We start from the raw sequence: 14,321 nt of genomic DNA, 5'->3' as shown, positions 1-14,321 counted from the left end.
GGGAAAAAGTGCGTCTTCAATAATGTTCATCTTCGCGCGAGAGTTTCGGTTTCTTTTGGTCTGTCGGCCGTTTTCTCTGTAACTTTCCGGGGGCACTGTCACTCTCTCGCTTCACAAGGGCCCTCGGCACGTTGCTTGTTCGGCGTTGCCAACAAGCATCTCGCAAAAGCTGTGTCCAGGGCCGATTTCCCCTGATTGGAGTACCGGAAACATGAAGAGCTTCACGCTCACAGTCGCAGTGTGTTTACTGGCCGGCGGCGCGTTCTTGTCTGCTCCGCGAGCATTGCATGCTGAACAGAACCGCGGCGCCGTCTTCGTCATGACCAACGCTGCCACGAACAACCAGATCGTTGCATATTCCCGCCAACAAGATGGTTCGCTGCAATGGGTTGGCGCCTTCTCAACCGGAGGCAACGGCAGCGGCGGCACCATCGATCCGCTTCACTCGCAGGGCTCCCTCATTCTGGATGCCGACCATCGCTTGCTCTTCGCCGTGAATGCAGGCAGCGGCACCATCTCTTCCTTCGTAGTCGACGGCACGAACCTCAGGCTCGTGGATACAACGCCGAGCGGAGGCAGTTCTCCCACCGCCCTCACCCAAACAGGAAATTTGTTGTACGTCCTCAATGCAGGCGGAAACGGCAACGTAAGCGGCGTCCGTGTTACGCCAAACGGACGTCTCATCCCGATCCATGACTCAACCAAATACCTGAGCGGAAGCGCCACTTCTCCGACCGCTCTGGTACTCAGTCCCAACCGGCAGTTCCTTGTGGTCGCCGAAAGCGCAACGAATAATCTCGATGTCTTCCGCGTTTTTCCCAACGGCAGATTGTCGGATATCTCGGTCAATCCGAGCGCAGGAGCGACGCCTTTCGCGTTGCAGTTCGCGCCCAACGGCGCCCTGATCGCGGCGAACGCCTCCAACACGATATCCACGTATTGGGTCGGATGGAATCAATCCCTCACCACGATCTCCTCCGCCCTTCCCACGCTCGGCGCCGCCACCTGCTGGGATGTTGTGCTTCCCACCGGCCGCTTCGTCTATACCGCAAATGCGGGCACCTCCACGCTCTCAGGGTTTGCCATCGCACGCAACGGCTCGCTGACTCCGGTTGGTGCAACCGTGGTCGCCACGAACCCAACAAGCAGCACGAATCTCGATATGGCTACGAGTGCTGACGGAAAGTATGTCTACACGCTCAATGCGGGTACAGGCGCCATCGGCGTATTCGGGGTCGAAAGCGACGGCAGTCTGTCGAACCTGGGAACGGTCGGCGGACTCGAAGCGTCAAGCGGCCTCAACGGCATCGCCGCATACTGATTCACTCCCGGGGAACCGCACAACGCAGTTCCCCGGACCCCATCGCATTTCTGGCTGCGTCCAGTTCGGCTTCATCGTCATCCCATACAATAAAGAGGGGGAGCAGGAGCGATGGCGCATATGGTTTTTTGTGTTCGCAACAAGAAAGAAATGGAGGGCCTTGACGAGCCGCCCTTCGACTCGGAATTCGGCCAGAAGATCTATAAGAATGTTTCCAAAGCGGCATGGGGCGAGTGGGTCGATCGCCAGAAGATGCTGCTGAACGAGTACCGTCTGCAGCCCTGGACCCCGCAGGCCCAGGAGTTTCTGGTGGAGCAGATGGAACAGTTCTTCTTCGGCGAAGGCTCGGCGCTTCCGCAAGAGTTTGTTCCGCCTTCGCACTGAGCCGGACGCTGATAGCCAGATATGCGGTGAATTTGAACCGCCCTCAGTCCTGCAGCCATCCCCTACCGGTGTTTCCGACCAGCGAGAGATAAAACGCGCCGGAAGCGCGCTGTTTCTTCGCGCGGCCGGGATTTGCGCCCAGCTAGAGTCTGTCTGAGCTTCACCACTCCTTTGACAGCGCTCGAAAGCTGAGAGATAAAGCGCGCCGGAGGCGCACGGTTTCCTAGCCCCGCGCTTCAGCGTGGGGAAATGGGATTCCAGAAGACCGCGAGTCCCGTAGGGACGGCGCATGCTGGTGTAAACTAATCAGAACCCCCATGGGCCGGCTCACCCGAGCCGGCTCGACTGTGTCGGGACGTGGCTCAGCCTGGTAGAGCACTCGCTTGGGGTGCGAGGGGTCGGCAGTTCAAATCTGCCCGTCCCGACCAATAAGTATCTAGATCTAAGCAGGTTAAGCCGACATTCATCGTCGGCATTTTTCTTATGTGTCATTGTCCAGAGCGGCCACGGCTTGGCGCCTGGCTTCCTGACTGATGTCAATCCTGCCTATGTGTCGAACAGCGATCCGGAGACATTCTCCACCGGCGACGAACGTGCCCGGCGGCGCAGCGGTTGCACCAGCGGCGTTGCTGCGTTCCCGGGCGGCGCCAGCATTGCGGCAATCTCGCGCAACTCAGCGCGCGCGCGAAGAACGACCTCCGCCACTTTATCGCGCTTCTTTCCAACGGTCGCTGCAGGCGCTGGAGCCCGTACCGGAGACGCAACTGCCGCCGCCTTAGGTTCCGCTCGCTTCGCTTGTCCCAGGGCCTGTCTGGCACCCGAGAGTGTATAACCCTCGCCGTAGACAAGCCGTTTGATCTCAACTGCGATCTCGACATCGCGCTTGCGGTAGAGACGCTGGCCGGTACCGCTCTTGTTCGGCTTCAACTGCGGAAACTGTGACTCCCAGAAGCGAAGCACGTAGGGCTCGACTTTGAGAATGCGCGCAACATCTCCAATCTTGAAATAAAGACGGTCGGGGATAGTCGGAGTTTCAACAGCGCGCTTCGGGGATGGGTGCGATGCCATAGCCAATACAGAAGGCCCGCAGGTATTGCGGGATCACTGCTTAGACGCAGTATAGGCCACCTGTTGCAACCGAAGTGAAGCAAAATACGCGGCTTGAACCTTCAGAGACGCCGAATCTTGTTGAAAATCAGGCTAAAATCACCGGGTTTCTCTCCACTTTGGCCTCTCAATCGACGGCCGCGCCGTCGAACCCTGTGGCGCAGCGCGCAAATACTGCACCGGCCATCTCGTCGTTTCCCCCAGCGCCGCGGACGCATGCACGGGCCAGTAGGGGTCGCGCAGCATCTCCCGCGCCAGCAGCACGATGTCCGCCTCGCCATTGACGATGATGTCATCGGCCTGCTTTGGTTCGGTGATCATGCCTACGGCAGCCGTCGGAATACCCGCCTCCTTGCGAATCCGTGCAGCAAACGGCACTTGGAACCCCGGCCCCACCGGAATCTTGGCGTTCGGGACCTGTCCGCCCGACGAGACATCCACAAGATCGACGCCGTGCTCGCGCAGCCGCCGTCCCAGTTCAACAGATTCATCCGGAGACCACCCACCCTCGGCCCAGTCCGTCGCCGAAATGCGGACGAACAGAGGCAAATGATCCGGCCACACCGCGCGAACCGCGTCAACCACCTCCAGCAGCAGCCGGGTTCGATTGTCGAAGCTGCCGCCATACGCGTCGGTGCGCTGGTTCGCAAGCGGCGAAAGAAACTCGTGCAGCAGGTAGCCGTGCGCCGCGTGAATCTCCACGAGGTCGAACCCGGCCTTGTCGACCCGCTTTGCAGCCTCGGCAAACGCCCTGACCACCCCGGCAATCCCAGCCGCATCCAGGTCCTTCGGAACCGCGTAGGTCGGCGAGAACGCAATCGGGCTCGGCCCCAGCGGCTCCCAGCGGCCTTCCTCCGGAGTCAGCAGCCGCTCACCGCCAAACGGCGCAGTCATGCTGCCCTTGCGGCCCGCATGGGCAAGCTGCATCCCGGCACGCGCGCCCTGCGCATGAATGAACCGCACAATCTGCGCGAGTTTCTCGATGTGCTCGTCCTTCCAGACGCCCAGGTCGGCCGATGAAATGCGGCCTTCCGGAGTGACGGCCGAGGCCTCCGTCATCACCAGCCCAGCGCCACCCTGCGCGCGGCAACCGAGGTGAACCAGGTGCCAGTCGTTGGCGAACCCGTCCTCGGACGAGTACTCGCACATCGGCGAAACGCCAATGCGATTGGGAAACACCACAGAACGCAATTGAAAAGGCGAAAAAAGAGGATGGCTCATGGAGTATGTATTATTTCGTTCCAATCAAGAGATGAGTTTGATACCTGAATCGACGCAGCGAAATCACCTTGCCGGGGCCGCCCGTTTCTTTTTCGTTTGTTTGGCGACTTTCATTGGACCATAGATCGAAATGGCGATCTGGGCTCCAACTTCAGCCGCGGCGCGGACCGCTTTTTGGCTCACTGCACCCCAGTAGTGCCGGCCCTCCTTTGGGCCTTCAAATCCAAGATCGAAGCTGCGAGACTTGGCAGAATCCCACAGTTTCCGATCTTCTATTGAGAGCTTTTGAATAAGTTTGCAGTACCGGAGAATACCTGTCTCGGGCGTATTAGATTGCGGCCAGCCGGGATAGAAATAGGCCTTGAATAATCCAAATTCCTTTCCCAGATAAAGGACAGCTACGTTCGATCCAAATGCGTCCGCAATCGGTTTCAGATCGGACCTTGAAAAGATCTCCAGCGCCACATTCATAAAACAGCTTTTATCCAGCTCGCTCATCGCCATAGGGTCGATTATTGCAGCACTAGATCGCGCTAGGGCACGTACCCCGCCCCGCGCAGCACCTTCCCCGGCAGCGCCCCCGTCATCTTGCCCTCCGCAATCACCGGCACGCCATTCACCAGTACATAATCCATCCCCACCGAGAGCTGGTTCGGCTCCTCATACGTCGCCTTGTCCGTAATCTTCTCCGGATCGAAAACCACCACATCGCCCCACATCCCCTGCTTCAGCACCCCTCGATCCGTTAGCCGCATCCGCTGTGCGGGCAGCGCGCTAAATTTCCGAATCGCATCCGCCAGCGTCAGCTCCTTCTCCTCGCGCACATACTTCCGCAGAATTCGCGGAAACGTCCCATACGCCCGCGGGTGCGGATGCTCGCTCCCCAGCAGTCCTTCGGGCGAAGTCCCCTGCGAATCGTTGTCAATCGAAACCCACGGCTGTTTTAACGCCAGCTTCACATCCGGCTCATCCATGCCGAAGACCGCAACGTTTGTGAAGGCCTTGTCCTTGATCAGGATGTCGCACAGCGCGTCGATCGCGTCTTCATGCCACAATGCCGCCACGTCTGACAGTCGCTTGCCCTGCAACGACAACAACTCCGGATTCTGCACCACCGCAATCAAAATCGCCTCCGGCCCGGGAATCTCCTGCCACTCGTTGTCCCAGTCTTCGCCGGCCGAGTCCTTGCCGCTACTCGTCATATCCTTGCGAATCCGCGCACGCATCGCCGGATCTTTCAATCGCTCAACCAGCTTCAAGTCGCCTCCGTCATGCGCCCAAGGCGGAACGAATGCCGAGAACGTGTTGAACCATGCCGTGTACGCATAGGTGTTGGCACTCACGTCCACGCCCGCCGCCCGCGCCGCATCGATGCGCGCCACAATCTGCGGCATCTTGCCCCAGTTCGCTTTGCCGGCCGCCTTCAGATGCCAGATCTCCACCGGAATCTGCGCCTCGCGCCCGATGCGCGTAGCCTCGTCAATCGACTCCAGCACAGCATCGCCCTCGCTGCGCATGTGTGTTGCATAGATGCCGCCATACTTCGACGCCTCGCGCGCCAGCGCAATCAGTTCTTCGGTCTTTGCGTACGGTGCCGGCGTGTACTGCAGCGCCGTCGACAGTCCCACCGCTCCGTCGCGCATTGCCTGGTCCACCAGCACCTTCATCTCGTCGAGCTGCGCCGGCGTCGGTTGCACGTCCGCATCGCCCAGCACCATCCGCCGCACCGAAGTCGCGCCGACATACGTTGCGAGATTGATGCCCATCCCCTGCTTCTCGAGCCTCGCGAAATATTCACCCAAGGTTCGCCAGTCCGGCGTGATCCGCAGATGCGCATAGCCAGAGTGATCCGCCGCCAGCATCGCGTCATTTACCGGTGCCACCGACCCGCCTTCGCCCGTGATCTCCGTTGTGATGCCCTGGTAGATCTTCGAAGGCAGTCGCGGATCGACCAGGATGGTCAGTTCAGACTGTCCCAACATGTCGATGAATCCCGGCGCGACGATCTTTCCCTGCGCATCGATCTTCTGCTTCGCCGGAGCGCCGCCCAGGTCGCCAATTGCGGCAATATGCCCGTTGCGGATGCCCACATCGCCCGAGTACCACGGCGATCCTGTCCCGTCGACGATGTGTCCGTGCAGGATCACGACGTCGAACGGCTCAGAGTCCACGGCTTTCTGAGCGCTCAAACCCATTGCCAACGACGCAATCGCCACCCACACCAAAAGGGGAAAACGAGCCCAACCCTGCATTTTTTGGTCCTCACTTTGGGAATTCTAGGTAAATAGCCTCAATTCACAGGGTTTTCCGCATTCCTCTGTTGTCAGAGATGGCAACCAGAAAACTACGGTAATCTCCACATTCGTGCAACTTTGCCCTGTCGTCTTACAATAACGGCATCAACCATGCTTGATAAGATCGAGCAAGGACAGAAATCATCTTGCGGACGCACGTGCTCACCATTATCCGGGCGCCCGTCCGGGAATCTTAAGTCTTTGGGTCCACCGCTGTGGTCCCTGCCTTGGCACCACCTAAGTCCCGTCAGGACAGAAAAGGAATAGTTTTGAGCGCTATGTGGAAACCCACCCAACAAGGCCAATCACCCTCTCCGACTCCGACCCCCGAGCCCGCTCGCCCCACGCCGGTGGCACCTACTCTTGAAACGCCTCGCCCGGCCCCATCGTCTTCTGTCGGCGAGCAGGCCAGCATCAGCAAGGGCCTCTCCATCAAGGGCGAGATTACCGGAACCGAATCCCTGTTCATCGACGGCAAGGTCGAGGGCAGCATCAGCATTCCCGGCAATCGCGTTACGGTGGGCAAGAACGGCAACGTCACGGCCAGCATTAGTGCCCGCGAAATCGTCGTTCTCGGCAAGCTCAAGGGCAACGTCAACGCCACCGACCGCGTTGATATCCGTGCCGAAGGCGCCCTCACCGGCGACGTGGCCGCGGCCCGCATCAGCATTGAAGACGGCGCATTCTTCAAGGGCGGCATCGACATCCGCAAACCGGATTCGAAGCCGACCGCCGTGCCAGCCGAGCCCGCCAAAGTGGCAGTGCACTCGTAACGCGCTGCCGAACTGTCCGACCACGACGACCCCTGTCTCGGCAGGGGTCTCGGTGCCTTATCGCCGCGTGCGATCAATCCTTTTGCGGAGCCGAATCCGTTGTCTTCGAGGAAGGTTCGTTGAATTCTCACCTCACGAACACCCACAGAATCTGTGAGGGCCTCGCAAATTACCAAAAAACAAGATGCTTTGAAAGGGCATGACTTTAGTCGTGCCGTAAGCGCAGCCAATTGAAGCGGCCTTCAGGCCCTGAGCGAGGCCTTTTAAATTCTTCGCATAGAGGCAAGCATTTTCAGCTCCGAAGAATGCTCGCGAATCGCACGCGACCGAAATCAGGCCAGTCGCAGCCGCTTCATCATCACCCGTGGCAACTCCGATCCCGTTCGCTTCAGCACACCCATCGAAATCGCCGCCCACAGCAGACCGCCCGCCAGCAGCACCACCAGGTCATTTATGCGGCGATGGCCCGCCAGGTGCATCCGCGCGATCAACTCTCCCGCCATCCACGAAAACACGATCCAGGTGGCCGCCCCGCCGGTCAGCGCCGCGGCCACGCATCTTCCCAATTCGCGATAGTCGAGGCTCGCCAACGACACCATATGTCGCCGATGCAGCAGTCCCGCAATCGCCAGCGTCTGCATCGCGATGCCGATGTCAGACGCGAACGCCAGTCCCATTGCCCCGAATCGGTGAAAGAGTGCAACGTAAATCGGCAGCGAGATCACTGTCACAATCGTTCCAGCGGCCATCGGCACAATCGTGTTACCCGCCGCGTAAAATGCCCGCGAGTAGATTGCCTGCGCCGACCACAGAAAAAGCGAAATGGAGAATACTGCAAAATAGCCGGCACACTGGCTCGCATCACTGGCTGAGAAATGGCCTCCCGTGAACACCAGGTCGATTGCCGGCTTGCCCAGCGCGATCATCCCCGAAGCCGCCAGCAATCCCATGCAGGAGACGCGCGAAACCGAGTCCGCGACCACGCCGGCAAATTCAAATCGGCTCTGCTTTGCCCACAGGCTCGCGAAAAACGGCATCGACGCGGCCCCCGCAGCCTGCGCCAGCACCGCCATTGGCGCCGTGAAAAACTGCTTGGCGTAGTTGAACTCCGACACCGCGCCGCCGATCTTCGATGCAAAATGCGCAATGATCCAGTTATCCGCCGTCACTAGCGAAACGCCCGCCATCAGCGGGAGTGATAGCCGCACCCATTCCCGCAGCCCCTCATCGTGCCAGTCCAGAATCGGCCTGTAGTGCGCACCTGCCCGTCGCGCAAACAGCCAGTTGAGGAAGAACGGACCGAAGAACGCACCCGCCACAGTCCCGATCGCCAGCGATGACACGTCGAGCTGCTTCACCAGCAAATAGCCGCCGACAATCGTTCCCAGGTTGTAGATCAGCGGCGAAACCGCCTGTACCGTGAATTGCTTGCGCACCAGCAGCACCGCGCCAAACACGCCTCCCGCAAAGAAGAACAACTGCGCCGGCAGCAGAATCCGCGTGAGCTTGACGCAAAGAGCCGCCTTTTCCGCATCAAATCCGTTGAATTGCAGCGTCACAAAGAGAGGCGCAAAAATCTCCGCAAGCACGATGGCCGCGCCCAGCACCAGGTACATCGTGGTCAGAATCACCGAGAGCGAACGCTCGCCCTCCTTCTCCCGCCCCGTTTCGCGATATCTCGTAAGGATTGTGACAAATGTGATCGACGCTGCGCCGCCCACCAGGAAGTACGAGATCATATCGGGAAGCACAAATGCCGCATTTAACGCATCGGCCTTCATCCCACTGCCAAAGAGCCACGCGATGTACTTCACCCGCGCCAGCCCGATGATGCGCGACAAAAACACCGAGACCATCAGTACCACCGTCGCGCTGAAGGCTGAGTGCGCGTGCGAAGGCCGCAGGGATCGCAGGGCGCGCGCCAGCAACGAATACGCGCCCGCTCGCGGTTGAGTTGGCAAAGGGTTTTCCACTCCTGTCGATTCTACCGGGGTTGCAGATGATGGCGCGCGCCATTGCACCTGCAACGAGCGTGCGGTCCCAACGGCGTCACCTCACTGCTCGGGCTGTGCTGATTCAAGAGCGCATTCGCCCAATTTCCCCGAGTATCCTGTCTGGCAGGGGGTTTTCGATGCGGCGCACCGCTGGTCTTTTGTTCCTCTTTACCGTTCTGCTCGCCACTCACTCGATCGCCCAGGCCATCCACGGACGCGACGGCATTACGCTCCCCCCGCCACCCGTCGTCGAAGCGAAACCTGTCATCGATAACTACTTCGGCACCAAGATCACCGACAACTTTCGCTGGCTTGAAGATGCTAAAAGCCCCGAGACCCGCGCCTTTATCGACGAAGAGAACGTCTATACCACCCGCTATCTGAAACAGGACCCCATCCGCAACCAGACCCTCGACGACCTCGACCCGCTCGAACACACTTCTCGCTGGTCGATCCCCATGCAACGAGCCGGCAACTACTACTTCATGAAGCGCCTCGCCGGCGAAGAGCAGGCATCGATCTACGTGCGCCACAGCTGGACCGGCACGGCGTCGAAAGGCCAGCCGGCAGCGCCCGGAGCCCTCAGCTTATCCAAGGATGAGCGCCTCATCGATCCCGCCGCATTCAGCCGCGACCCCAACACCTCCGTCCGCCTCGTCGCCGTATCTCGCGATGGCCTTCTCCTCGCCTACCAGGTCCGCCAGGGCGGCGCAGACGAGGCCACCGTCCGCATCTTCAGCATCGCAAAGAAGAAGCCGCTCGAAGATGAACTTTCCGCGGGCCTCTACTACTCGCTCGATTTCTCCCCCGATGGCAAAGGCCTCTACTACACGCGCACCGACCGCAAAGGCACGCTGCTTTACCTGCACACCATCGGCACCCGTAATGCCGACGACAAGCTCATCTTCGGCCGCGAGTTTCACGGTGAACTGCTGGGCCCCATCGATCTCTTCCGCGCCGAAATCACCGACGACGCTCGCTATCTTGTCGTCACCATTGCGCGCGGCGTGCCCGCCAAACGTGTTGATATCTGCTTTCGCGATCTCCGCAAACCCAATTCTCCCTTCGAAGTCCTCGTCTGGGGATTGGACTCGCGCTTCTCCACGATCTATGCCAAGGGCGCCTGGTACATCCGAACCGACTACAGCTCGCCCAACGGCCGCATCCTCCGCGCGGACCCCGGCATCATGCCCGAGGCCTGGAAGACCATCGTGCCCGAAGGCAAAGATGTGATCGAAACCTTCTCCATCGTCGGCGACAAAATCTACGTCAAGCGCCTCCACGATGTGAAGTCCGAGATCAGCGCGTATACGCTCGATGGAAAATCAGCAGGACAGGTCGATCTCGAAGGCATCGGCTCCGCTTCGGGAGTGGTCGGCCGCACCAGCGACCGCTACGGCTTCTTCAGCTTCGAGTCCTGGATCCAGCCGCCCACCATCTACCGCATCGACACGGTTACCGGCAAACGCGAGCTCTTTGCCCAACCCAAGGTCCCCTTCGATACCGCCCAGTACCAACTCAAGCAGGTCTTCTATAAATCAACGGACGGCACCCAGATCCCCATGTTCATCGCCGGCAAAAAAGGCCTCCCGCAGGACGGCTCCATTCGCCTGTTGATGACCGGTTACGGCGGCTTCAACCTCAGCGAGACACCGACCTGGAACCCAGCCTGGGCTTGGTGGCTCCAGCAGGGCGGATACTTCGCGGTCCCCAACATGCGCGGCGGCGGCGAGTACGGCGAAAGCTGGCACGAGCAGGGAATGTTCGAAAAAAAACAGAATGTCTTCGACGACTGGTTCGCCGCAGCGCACTACCTGATCGACAACAAATACACCTCGCCCGCGCACTTCGCCATCACCGGCCGCTCCAACGGAGGCCTGCTCATGGGCGCATCGTTCACGCAGCATCCGGAACTGGTCTCCGCCGTCTGGTGCGGCTACCCCTTGCTCGACATGCTGCGCTACCAGAAATTCGAACAAGGACCGCATTGGACAACGGAGTACGGCTCCGCCGAAAACCAAAAGCAGTTTCCCTATCTCCTGAAGTATTCCCCCTACCAGAACGTGAAGCCGCGCTCCGACTACCCCGCCATCATGTTCTTCACCGGCGACAGCGACACCCGCGTCGATCCGCTGCATGCGCGAAAAATGACCGCACTCATGCAGGCTGAATCGAAGAGCGGCCGCCCCATCCTGCTTCACTACAGCACCGCCGGCGGCCACTCCGCGGGCGTCAGCGTCGAGCAGCAGATTCAGGACGACGCCGATCAGCTCTCATTCCTATGGACGGAGACGGGCAGTCCGACAAAGACTGGAAAGCCGGCGCACGTGCCCTCAGAATAATTGCGCTTCTGATTCCCAGTTTGAAATGCTTTCGTAGCGCCGTTCCAAATTAACAAAGCAATTCGCGCGAATCATTGCAATTTCTCGATGCGGAGCTTCTGTCCCGCCTATGCTCGTATGCGATGTCTGAATCGGTACCCACACCGGCGATCAAGAGCGCGGGCAGTTTTGCCAGCATCAGCTACGAGCAAGCTCCCCGTTCGCAAAGCCGCGTTCCGCCAGTCGCCGCGATGCCCACAAACGAATTCCGATCCCCGGCAGCTCTCGTGGCTCCGCAGACACCTCCCTTTGCTCCTCGCAAAAAGCGCAAAAGCACCAGCATCAGCATTCGCTTGACTGAAGCCGAAGAGACTCAGCTCCACGAACGCGCCGCAGCCGCACACCTCAGCGTCTCCGCCTACCTTCGCGCATGCGTCTTTGAGGCCGAATCTCTGCGCGTCCAGGTAAAAGAAGCCCTTTCTCAGATCCGCGCCGCAGCACAAGCCGATCTGTCGCACCAGCCTCAATCCCCGCCGCCATCGTCCTGGCGCAATCGCTTGTTGCCCCATTGGCGCCGCCGCCCACAGACATAATCCGCTGCGGAGACAGGGTCGAATTGCTGACCCGCTAACCTGCTACGTCGCGAAAGGGACGCTGACTCGCTGCATTTGTCAGAGAACAAGTGCTCAAGTCCGGCAAGCACACGAACTCTGCCTTCACTCCACTTCCAGGATCAGGCACTTCAGATACTCCGTCTCAGGAATATTCAGCACCACCGGATGATCAGGCGCTGCTCCCCGCCGATCGCGCAGCCGCACGCGCCGATGTGCATCCGCTGCAGCCGCCGCCACGACCGCTTCAAACTCAGCCCCCGATACGTGGTGCGAGCACGAGCACGTCACAAGCAATCCGTGGGCCTTCAGCATCTGCATGGCACGCAGGTTCAACTCCTTGTATCCTCGCAATGCACCCTCGACTGCCCGCTTGCTTTTGGCAAACGCCGGCGGATCGAGCACGATCGCATCGAACTGCTCGCGTGCCGATGCCCAGTCACGCAAGATTTCGAACGCATCGCCGGCAACCCAATCCACATCTGCCGTGAGCTTGTCTCGATTTGCGGCTATATTGCGCTCCGCCACTTCCAGCGAAGCTCGCGAAGCATCGATTCCCGTCACATGCTTTGAAACCCGCGCCAGGTGCAGCGCGAACCCACCCTGGTAGGTGCACACATCGAGCGCTTTTCCGCCCGGCGCGAGCACCCCGGCCCAATCCTGCGCCACCTTGTAGTTCGTATGCTGATCGAGAAAAGCGCCGGTCTTCTGGCCGGCATTCGCGTCGTAGTGAAATGTCAGCCCGTTGAGCCGAAACTGCGTCGCCGTCAATGGATTCTTCGAATCAGCAGAATACAGCGGCTCAACCGATGGCGCCGATAATCCCTCTAATTCGCGAATTCGCGGATCGGGCCGCTCCAGAATCGATGCCGGAGAAACAATCGGCCTGATCGTCTCAACTATTCTTTCCCTCACAGCCGCCGAATCCAGTCCCTTCGCCAGCAGCTGCACAATCACCAGCTCGCCGTACTTGTCGACAATCAGCCCAGGAATCTCGTCCGCCTCGCTAAAGCACAAGCGGAACGAGTCGCTATCGATCTTTTCCGAATTGAGATCCGGCACTCGACGAGACATGGCGTTTTTCAGCCGCCTTCCCAGCAGGTCCAGCCACTCCGCCTCGCCGATCGCCTCACGCGATACCACGCGCAGAGCAATCTGCGACGTCGGACTGTAGAGAGCCGTCCCCAGCAGCAATCCGCGACTGTCCGCCACCGGCAGCAGCGCCGGCGCATTCCCGCCGCCTGAGTTTAGCGATTCCACATCCGACGCGTAGACCCACACATGCCCCGCACGCAGCCGATCCGCCGCACGCCGGCTTACACGCGCACCAATCCCGTGCTCCTGGGCGATCGCAGGTCGACTCGTCAATTTGTTTGGGGAATAGGGAATTCGTTTCGAGTCGCGCAGGGGCGTCTGGTGTGTGACGACAGCTTTATCCGGTCGCCGTTTCTTATCACGGCGCAGAGAAGGCGCCGTCTGCAGCGATGCTTCGGGCGCCTTGTCGTTTCGGTCAGGTCTGGGCTTCTTTGCCATTGTCATATATCCCCTTGGGCTCGTCGCCGCTACGGGGAGCAATGCCGCCGGCGTCTACTGTGCCTGAATTGTCTGCAGGTAGCGGGTCAGATTGCTGATTCTGAGCTGCTTATCCTGAACGTTCGCTTTGTTCATCGTACCAAGTATCGGTCCCCATACCGGCATCGTAGCCGAACCGTGCGACGGAACATCCGCGCCAAACTGCAGAATGGCTACGATATGCGTGTCCGGAAACTTCCCGTTGTTGTTCTTTGTCAATTCCGTCAAGTCGGTCGGACGCGCCTTCAACGATGATGCCACAGGCCCGTTGCCCTTTCCGTCTGCGCCGTGACACGGAGCACAATAGTTCTTGTACATCTGCTTGCCATTGTTCGGTGCGGTTTTGTTGACAGGAATCACTACCTTTGATTGCGACTGATCTGCAAAGCTCAAGCTGACCGCAAGTGTTGCGGCCGCAGCTGTAACTAAGAGGCTTTTCAGCATAAATTCCTCGGTTCTGGACCTCTAGTCCGAACGCGACTCTACGCCCGTTCTATGGGCACAAGGCAGTGATGGCCAACACACACAGCGCAGCCTAAAAGTATGAGGTTATTGCCCGATTTACTTAATAACGAAAGCATAATGACGAGAATAGAAAACTTCGTTAACCCTTCGACGATCGATGACACTGCTGCCGGGAACGTCGAAAAATCGTTGCACTTTGCACAACCCTCCTTAACCAACTTCGTCCGACCACAATCGCGAGTTTGTCTCCAGAAATCC

Annotated in this window: 12 protein-coding genes and 1 tRNA gene; 6 read left to right on the top strand and 7 right to left on the bottom strand. The window is 59.5% G+C overall.

What is annotated here, in order from left to right; genetic code table 11:
• Positions 1–211: 211 nt before the first annotated feature.
• The 3 genes from WCA10_RS18320 (at position 212) to WCA10_RS18310 (ending at position 2,133) form a co-directional block, all read left to right on the top strand.
• Positions 212–1,321 (top strand): lactonase family protein, encoded by a 1,110-nt coding sequence (locus tag WCA10_RS18320; RefSeq protein WP_472823958.1) that lies wholly within the window; start codon positions 212–214, stop codon positions 1,319–1,321.
• 111 nt (positions 1,322–1,432) lie between these two features.
• Positions 1,433–1,705 (top strand): oxidative damage protection protein, encoded by a 273-nt coding sequence (locus WCA10_RS18315; protein WP_472800105.1) that lies wholly within the window; start codon positions 1,433–1,435, stop codon positions 1,703–1,705.
• Between the two features lie 351 nt (positions 1,706–2,056).
• Positions 2,057–2,133, top strand: a tRNA-Pro gene (locus WCA10_RS18310).
• A gap of 118 nt (positions 2,134–2,251) precedes the next feature.
• On the opposite strand, the gene WCA10_RS18305 is transcribed toward WCA10_RS18310, so the two are convergent.
• The 4 genes from WCA10_RS18305 to WCA10_RS18290 all read right to left on the bottom strand — a co-directional run bounded on the left by WCA10_RS18305 (position 2,252) and on the right by WCA10_RS18290 (position 6,285).
• Positions 2,252–2,773, bottom strand: a complete 522-nt coding sequence (locus WCA10_RS18305) for a MerR family transcriptional regulator (RefSeq protein WP_472823957.1) — start codon at positions 2,771–2,773, stop codon at positions 2,252–2,254.
• Between the two features lie 138 nt (positions 2,774–2,911).
• Positions 2,912–4,033, bottom strand: a complete 1,122-nt coding sequence (locus WCA10_RS18300; RefSeq protein WP_472823956.1) for an NADH:flavin oxidoreductase/NADH oxidase — start codon at positions 4,031–4,033, stop codon at positions 2,912–2,914.
• Positions 4,034–4,096: 63 nt separating this feature from the next.
• Entirely contained in the window at positions 4,097–4,537 is a 441-nt protein-coding gene (locus WCA10_RS18295) for a hypothetical protein (RefSeq protein WP_472823955.1), read from the bottom strand.
• A 29-nt stretch (positions 4,538–4,566) separates the two neighbouring features.
• Positions 4,567–6,285: an N-acyl-D-amino-acid deacylase family protein gene (locus WCA10_RS18290; RefSeq protein ID WP_472823954.1), complete on the bottom strand. Its 1,719-nt coding sequence runs from the start codon at positions 6,283–6,285 to the stop codon at positions 4,567–4,569.
• A gap of 320 nt (positions 6,286–6,605) precedes the next feature.
• Between WCA10_RS18290 and WCA10_RS18285 the strand changes: the two genes are divergently transcribed.
• Positions 6,606–7,100, top strand: a complete 495-nt coding sequence (locus WCA10_RS18285) for a bactofilin family protein (RefSeq protein ID WP_472823953.1) — start codon at positions 6,606–6,608, stop codon at positions 7,098–7,100.
• 332 nt (positions 7,101–7,432) lie between these two features.
• Here WCA10_RS18285 and murJ read toward each other — a convergent pair whose 3' ends face one another.
• Positions 7,433–9,061, bottom strand: coding sequence for a murein biosynthesis integral membrane protein MurJ (gene murJ, locus WCA10_RS18280; RefSeq protein WP_472823952.1), 1,629 nt, complete (start codon positions 9,059–9,061; stop codon positions 7,433–7,435).
• 170 nt (positions 9,062–9,231) lie between these two features.
• Between murJ and WCA10_RS18275 the strand changes: the two genes are divergently transcribed.
• Positions 9,232–11,436, top strand: coding sequence for a prolyl oligopeptidase family serine peptidase (locus WCA10_RS18275; RefSeq protein ID WP_472823951.1), 2,205 nt, complete (start codon positions 9,232–9,234; stop codon positions 11,434–11,436).
• A 122-nt stretch (positions 11,437–11,558) separates the two neighbouring features.
• A complete protein-coding gene (locus WCA10_RS18270) occupies positions 11,559–12,008 on the top strand; it encodes a plasmid mobilization protein (RefSeq protein WP_472823950.1) in 450 nt (149 codons plus the stop codon).
• A gap of 123 nt (positions 12,009–12,131) precedes the next feature.
• Here WCA10_RS18270 and WCA10_RS18265 read toward each other — a convergent pair whose 3' ends face one another.
• Together WCA10_RS18265 and WCA10_RS18260 are read right to left on the bottom strand one after the other, a co-directional pair.
• Entirely contained in the window at positions 12,132–13,559 is a 1,428-nt protein-coding gene (locus WCA10_RS18265; protein ID WP_472823949.1) for a class I SAM-dependent rRNA methyltransferase, read from the bottom strand.
• Between the two features lie 54 nt (positions 13,560–13,613).
• The gene (locus tag WCA10_RS18260) at positions 13,614–14,042 is read right to left on the bottom strand and encodes a c-type cytochrome (RefSeq protein WP_472823948.1); all 429 of its coding nucleotides are present in this window, start codon (positions 14,040–14,042) and stop codon (positions 13,614–13,616) included.
• Positions 14,043–14,321: the final 279 nt, after the last annotated feature.

The sequence above is a fragment of the Occallatibacter sp. genome (genome assembly GCF_049582745.1).
Lineage (GTDB): Bacteria > Acidobacteriota > Terriglobia > Terriglobales > Acidobacteriaceae > Telmatobacter.
The sequence above is the reverse complement of the archived record's forward strand: the minus strand, read 5'-3'. Positions and strand labels throughout refer to the sequence as shown.

Bases quoted from the DNA above. Each gene is read 5' to 3' on its own strand.
- WCA10_RS18305 (WP_472823957.1), bottom strand. From the start codon at position 2,773: ATGGCATCGCACCCATCCCCGAAGCGCGCTGTTGAAACTCCGACTATC.
- WCA10_RS18285 (WP_472823953.1), top strand. From the start codon at position 6,606: ATGTGGAAACCCACCCAACAAGGCCAATCACCCTCTCCGACTCCGACC.
- WCA10_RS18315 (WP_472800105.1), top strand. From the start codon at position 1,433: ATGGCGCATATGGTTTTTTGTGTTCGCAACAAGAAAGAAATGGAGGGC.
- WCA10_RS18260 (WP_472823948.1), bottom strand. From the start codon at position 14,042: ATGCTGAAAAGCCTCTTAGTTACAGCTGCGGCCGCAACACTTGCGGTC.
- WCA10_RS18270 (WP_472823950.1), top strand. From the start codon at position 11,559: ATGTCTGAATCGGTACCCACACCGGCGATCAAGAGCGCGGGCAGTTTT.
- WCA10_RS18320 (WP_472823958.1), top strand. From the start codon at position 212: ATGAAGAGCTTCACGCTCACAGTCGCAGTGTGTTTACTGGCCGGCGGC.
- WCA10_RS18275 (WP_472823951.1), top strand. From the start codon at position 9,232: ATGCGGCGCACCGCTGGTCTTTTGTTCCTCTTTACCGTTCTGCTCGCC.
- WCA10_RS18295 (WP_472823955.1), bottom strand. From the start codon at position 4,537: ATGGCGATGAGCGAGCTGGATAAAAGCTGTTTTATGAATGTGGCGCTG.
- WCA10_RS18265 (WP_472823949.1), bottom strand. From the start codon at position 13,559: ATGGCAAAGAAGCCCAGACCTGACCGAAACGACAAGGCGCCCGAAGCA.
- WCA10_RS18290 (WP_472823954.1), bottom strand. From the start codon at position 6,285: ATGCAGGGTTGGGCTCGTTTTCCCCTTTTGGTGTGGGTGGCGATTGCG.
- WCA10_RS18300 (WP_472823956.1), bottom strand. From the start codon at position 4,033: ATGAGCCATCCTCTTTTTTCGCCTTTTCAATTGCGTTCTGTGGTGTTT.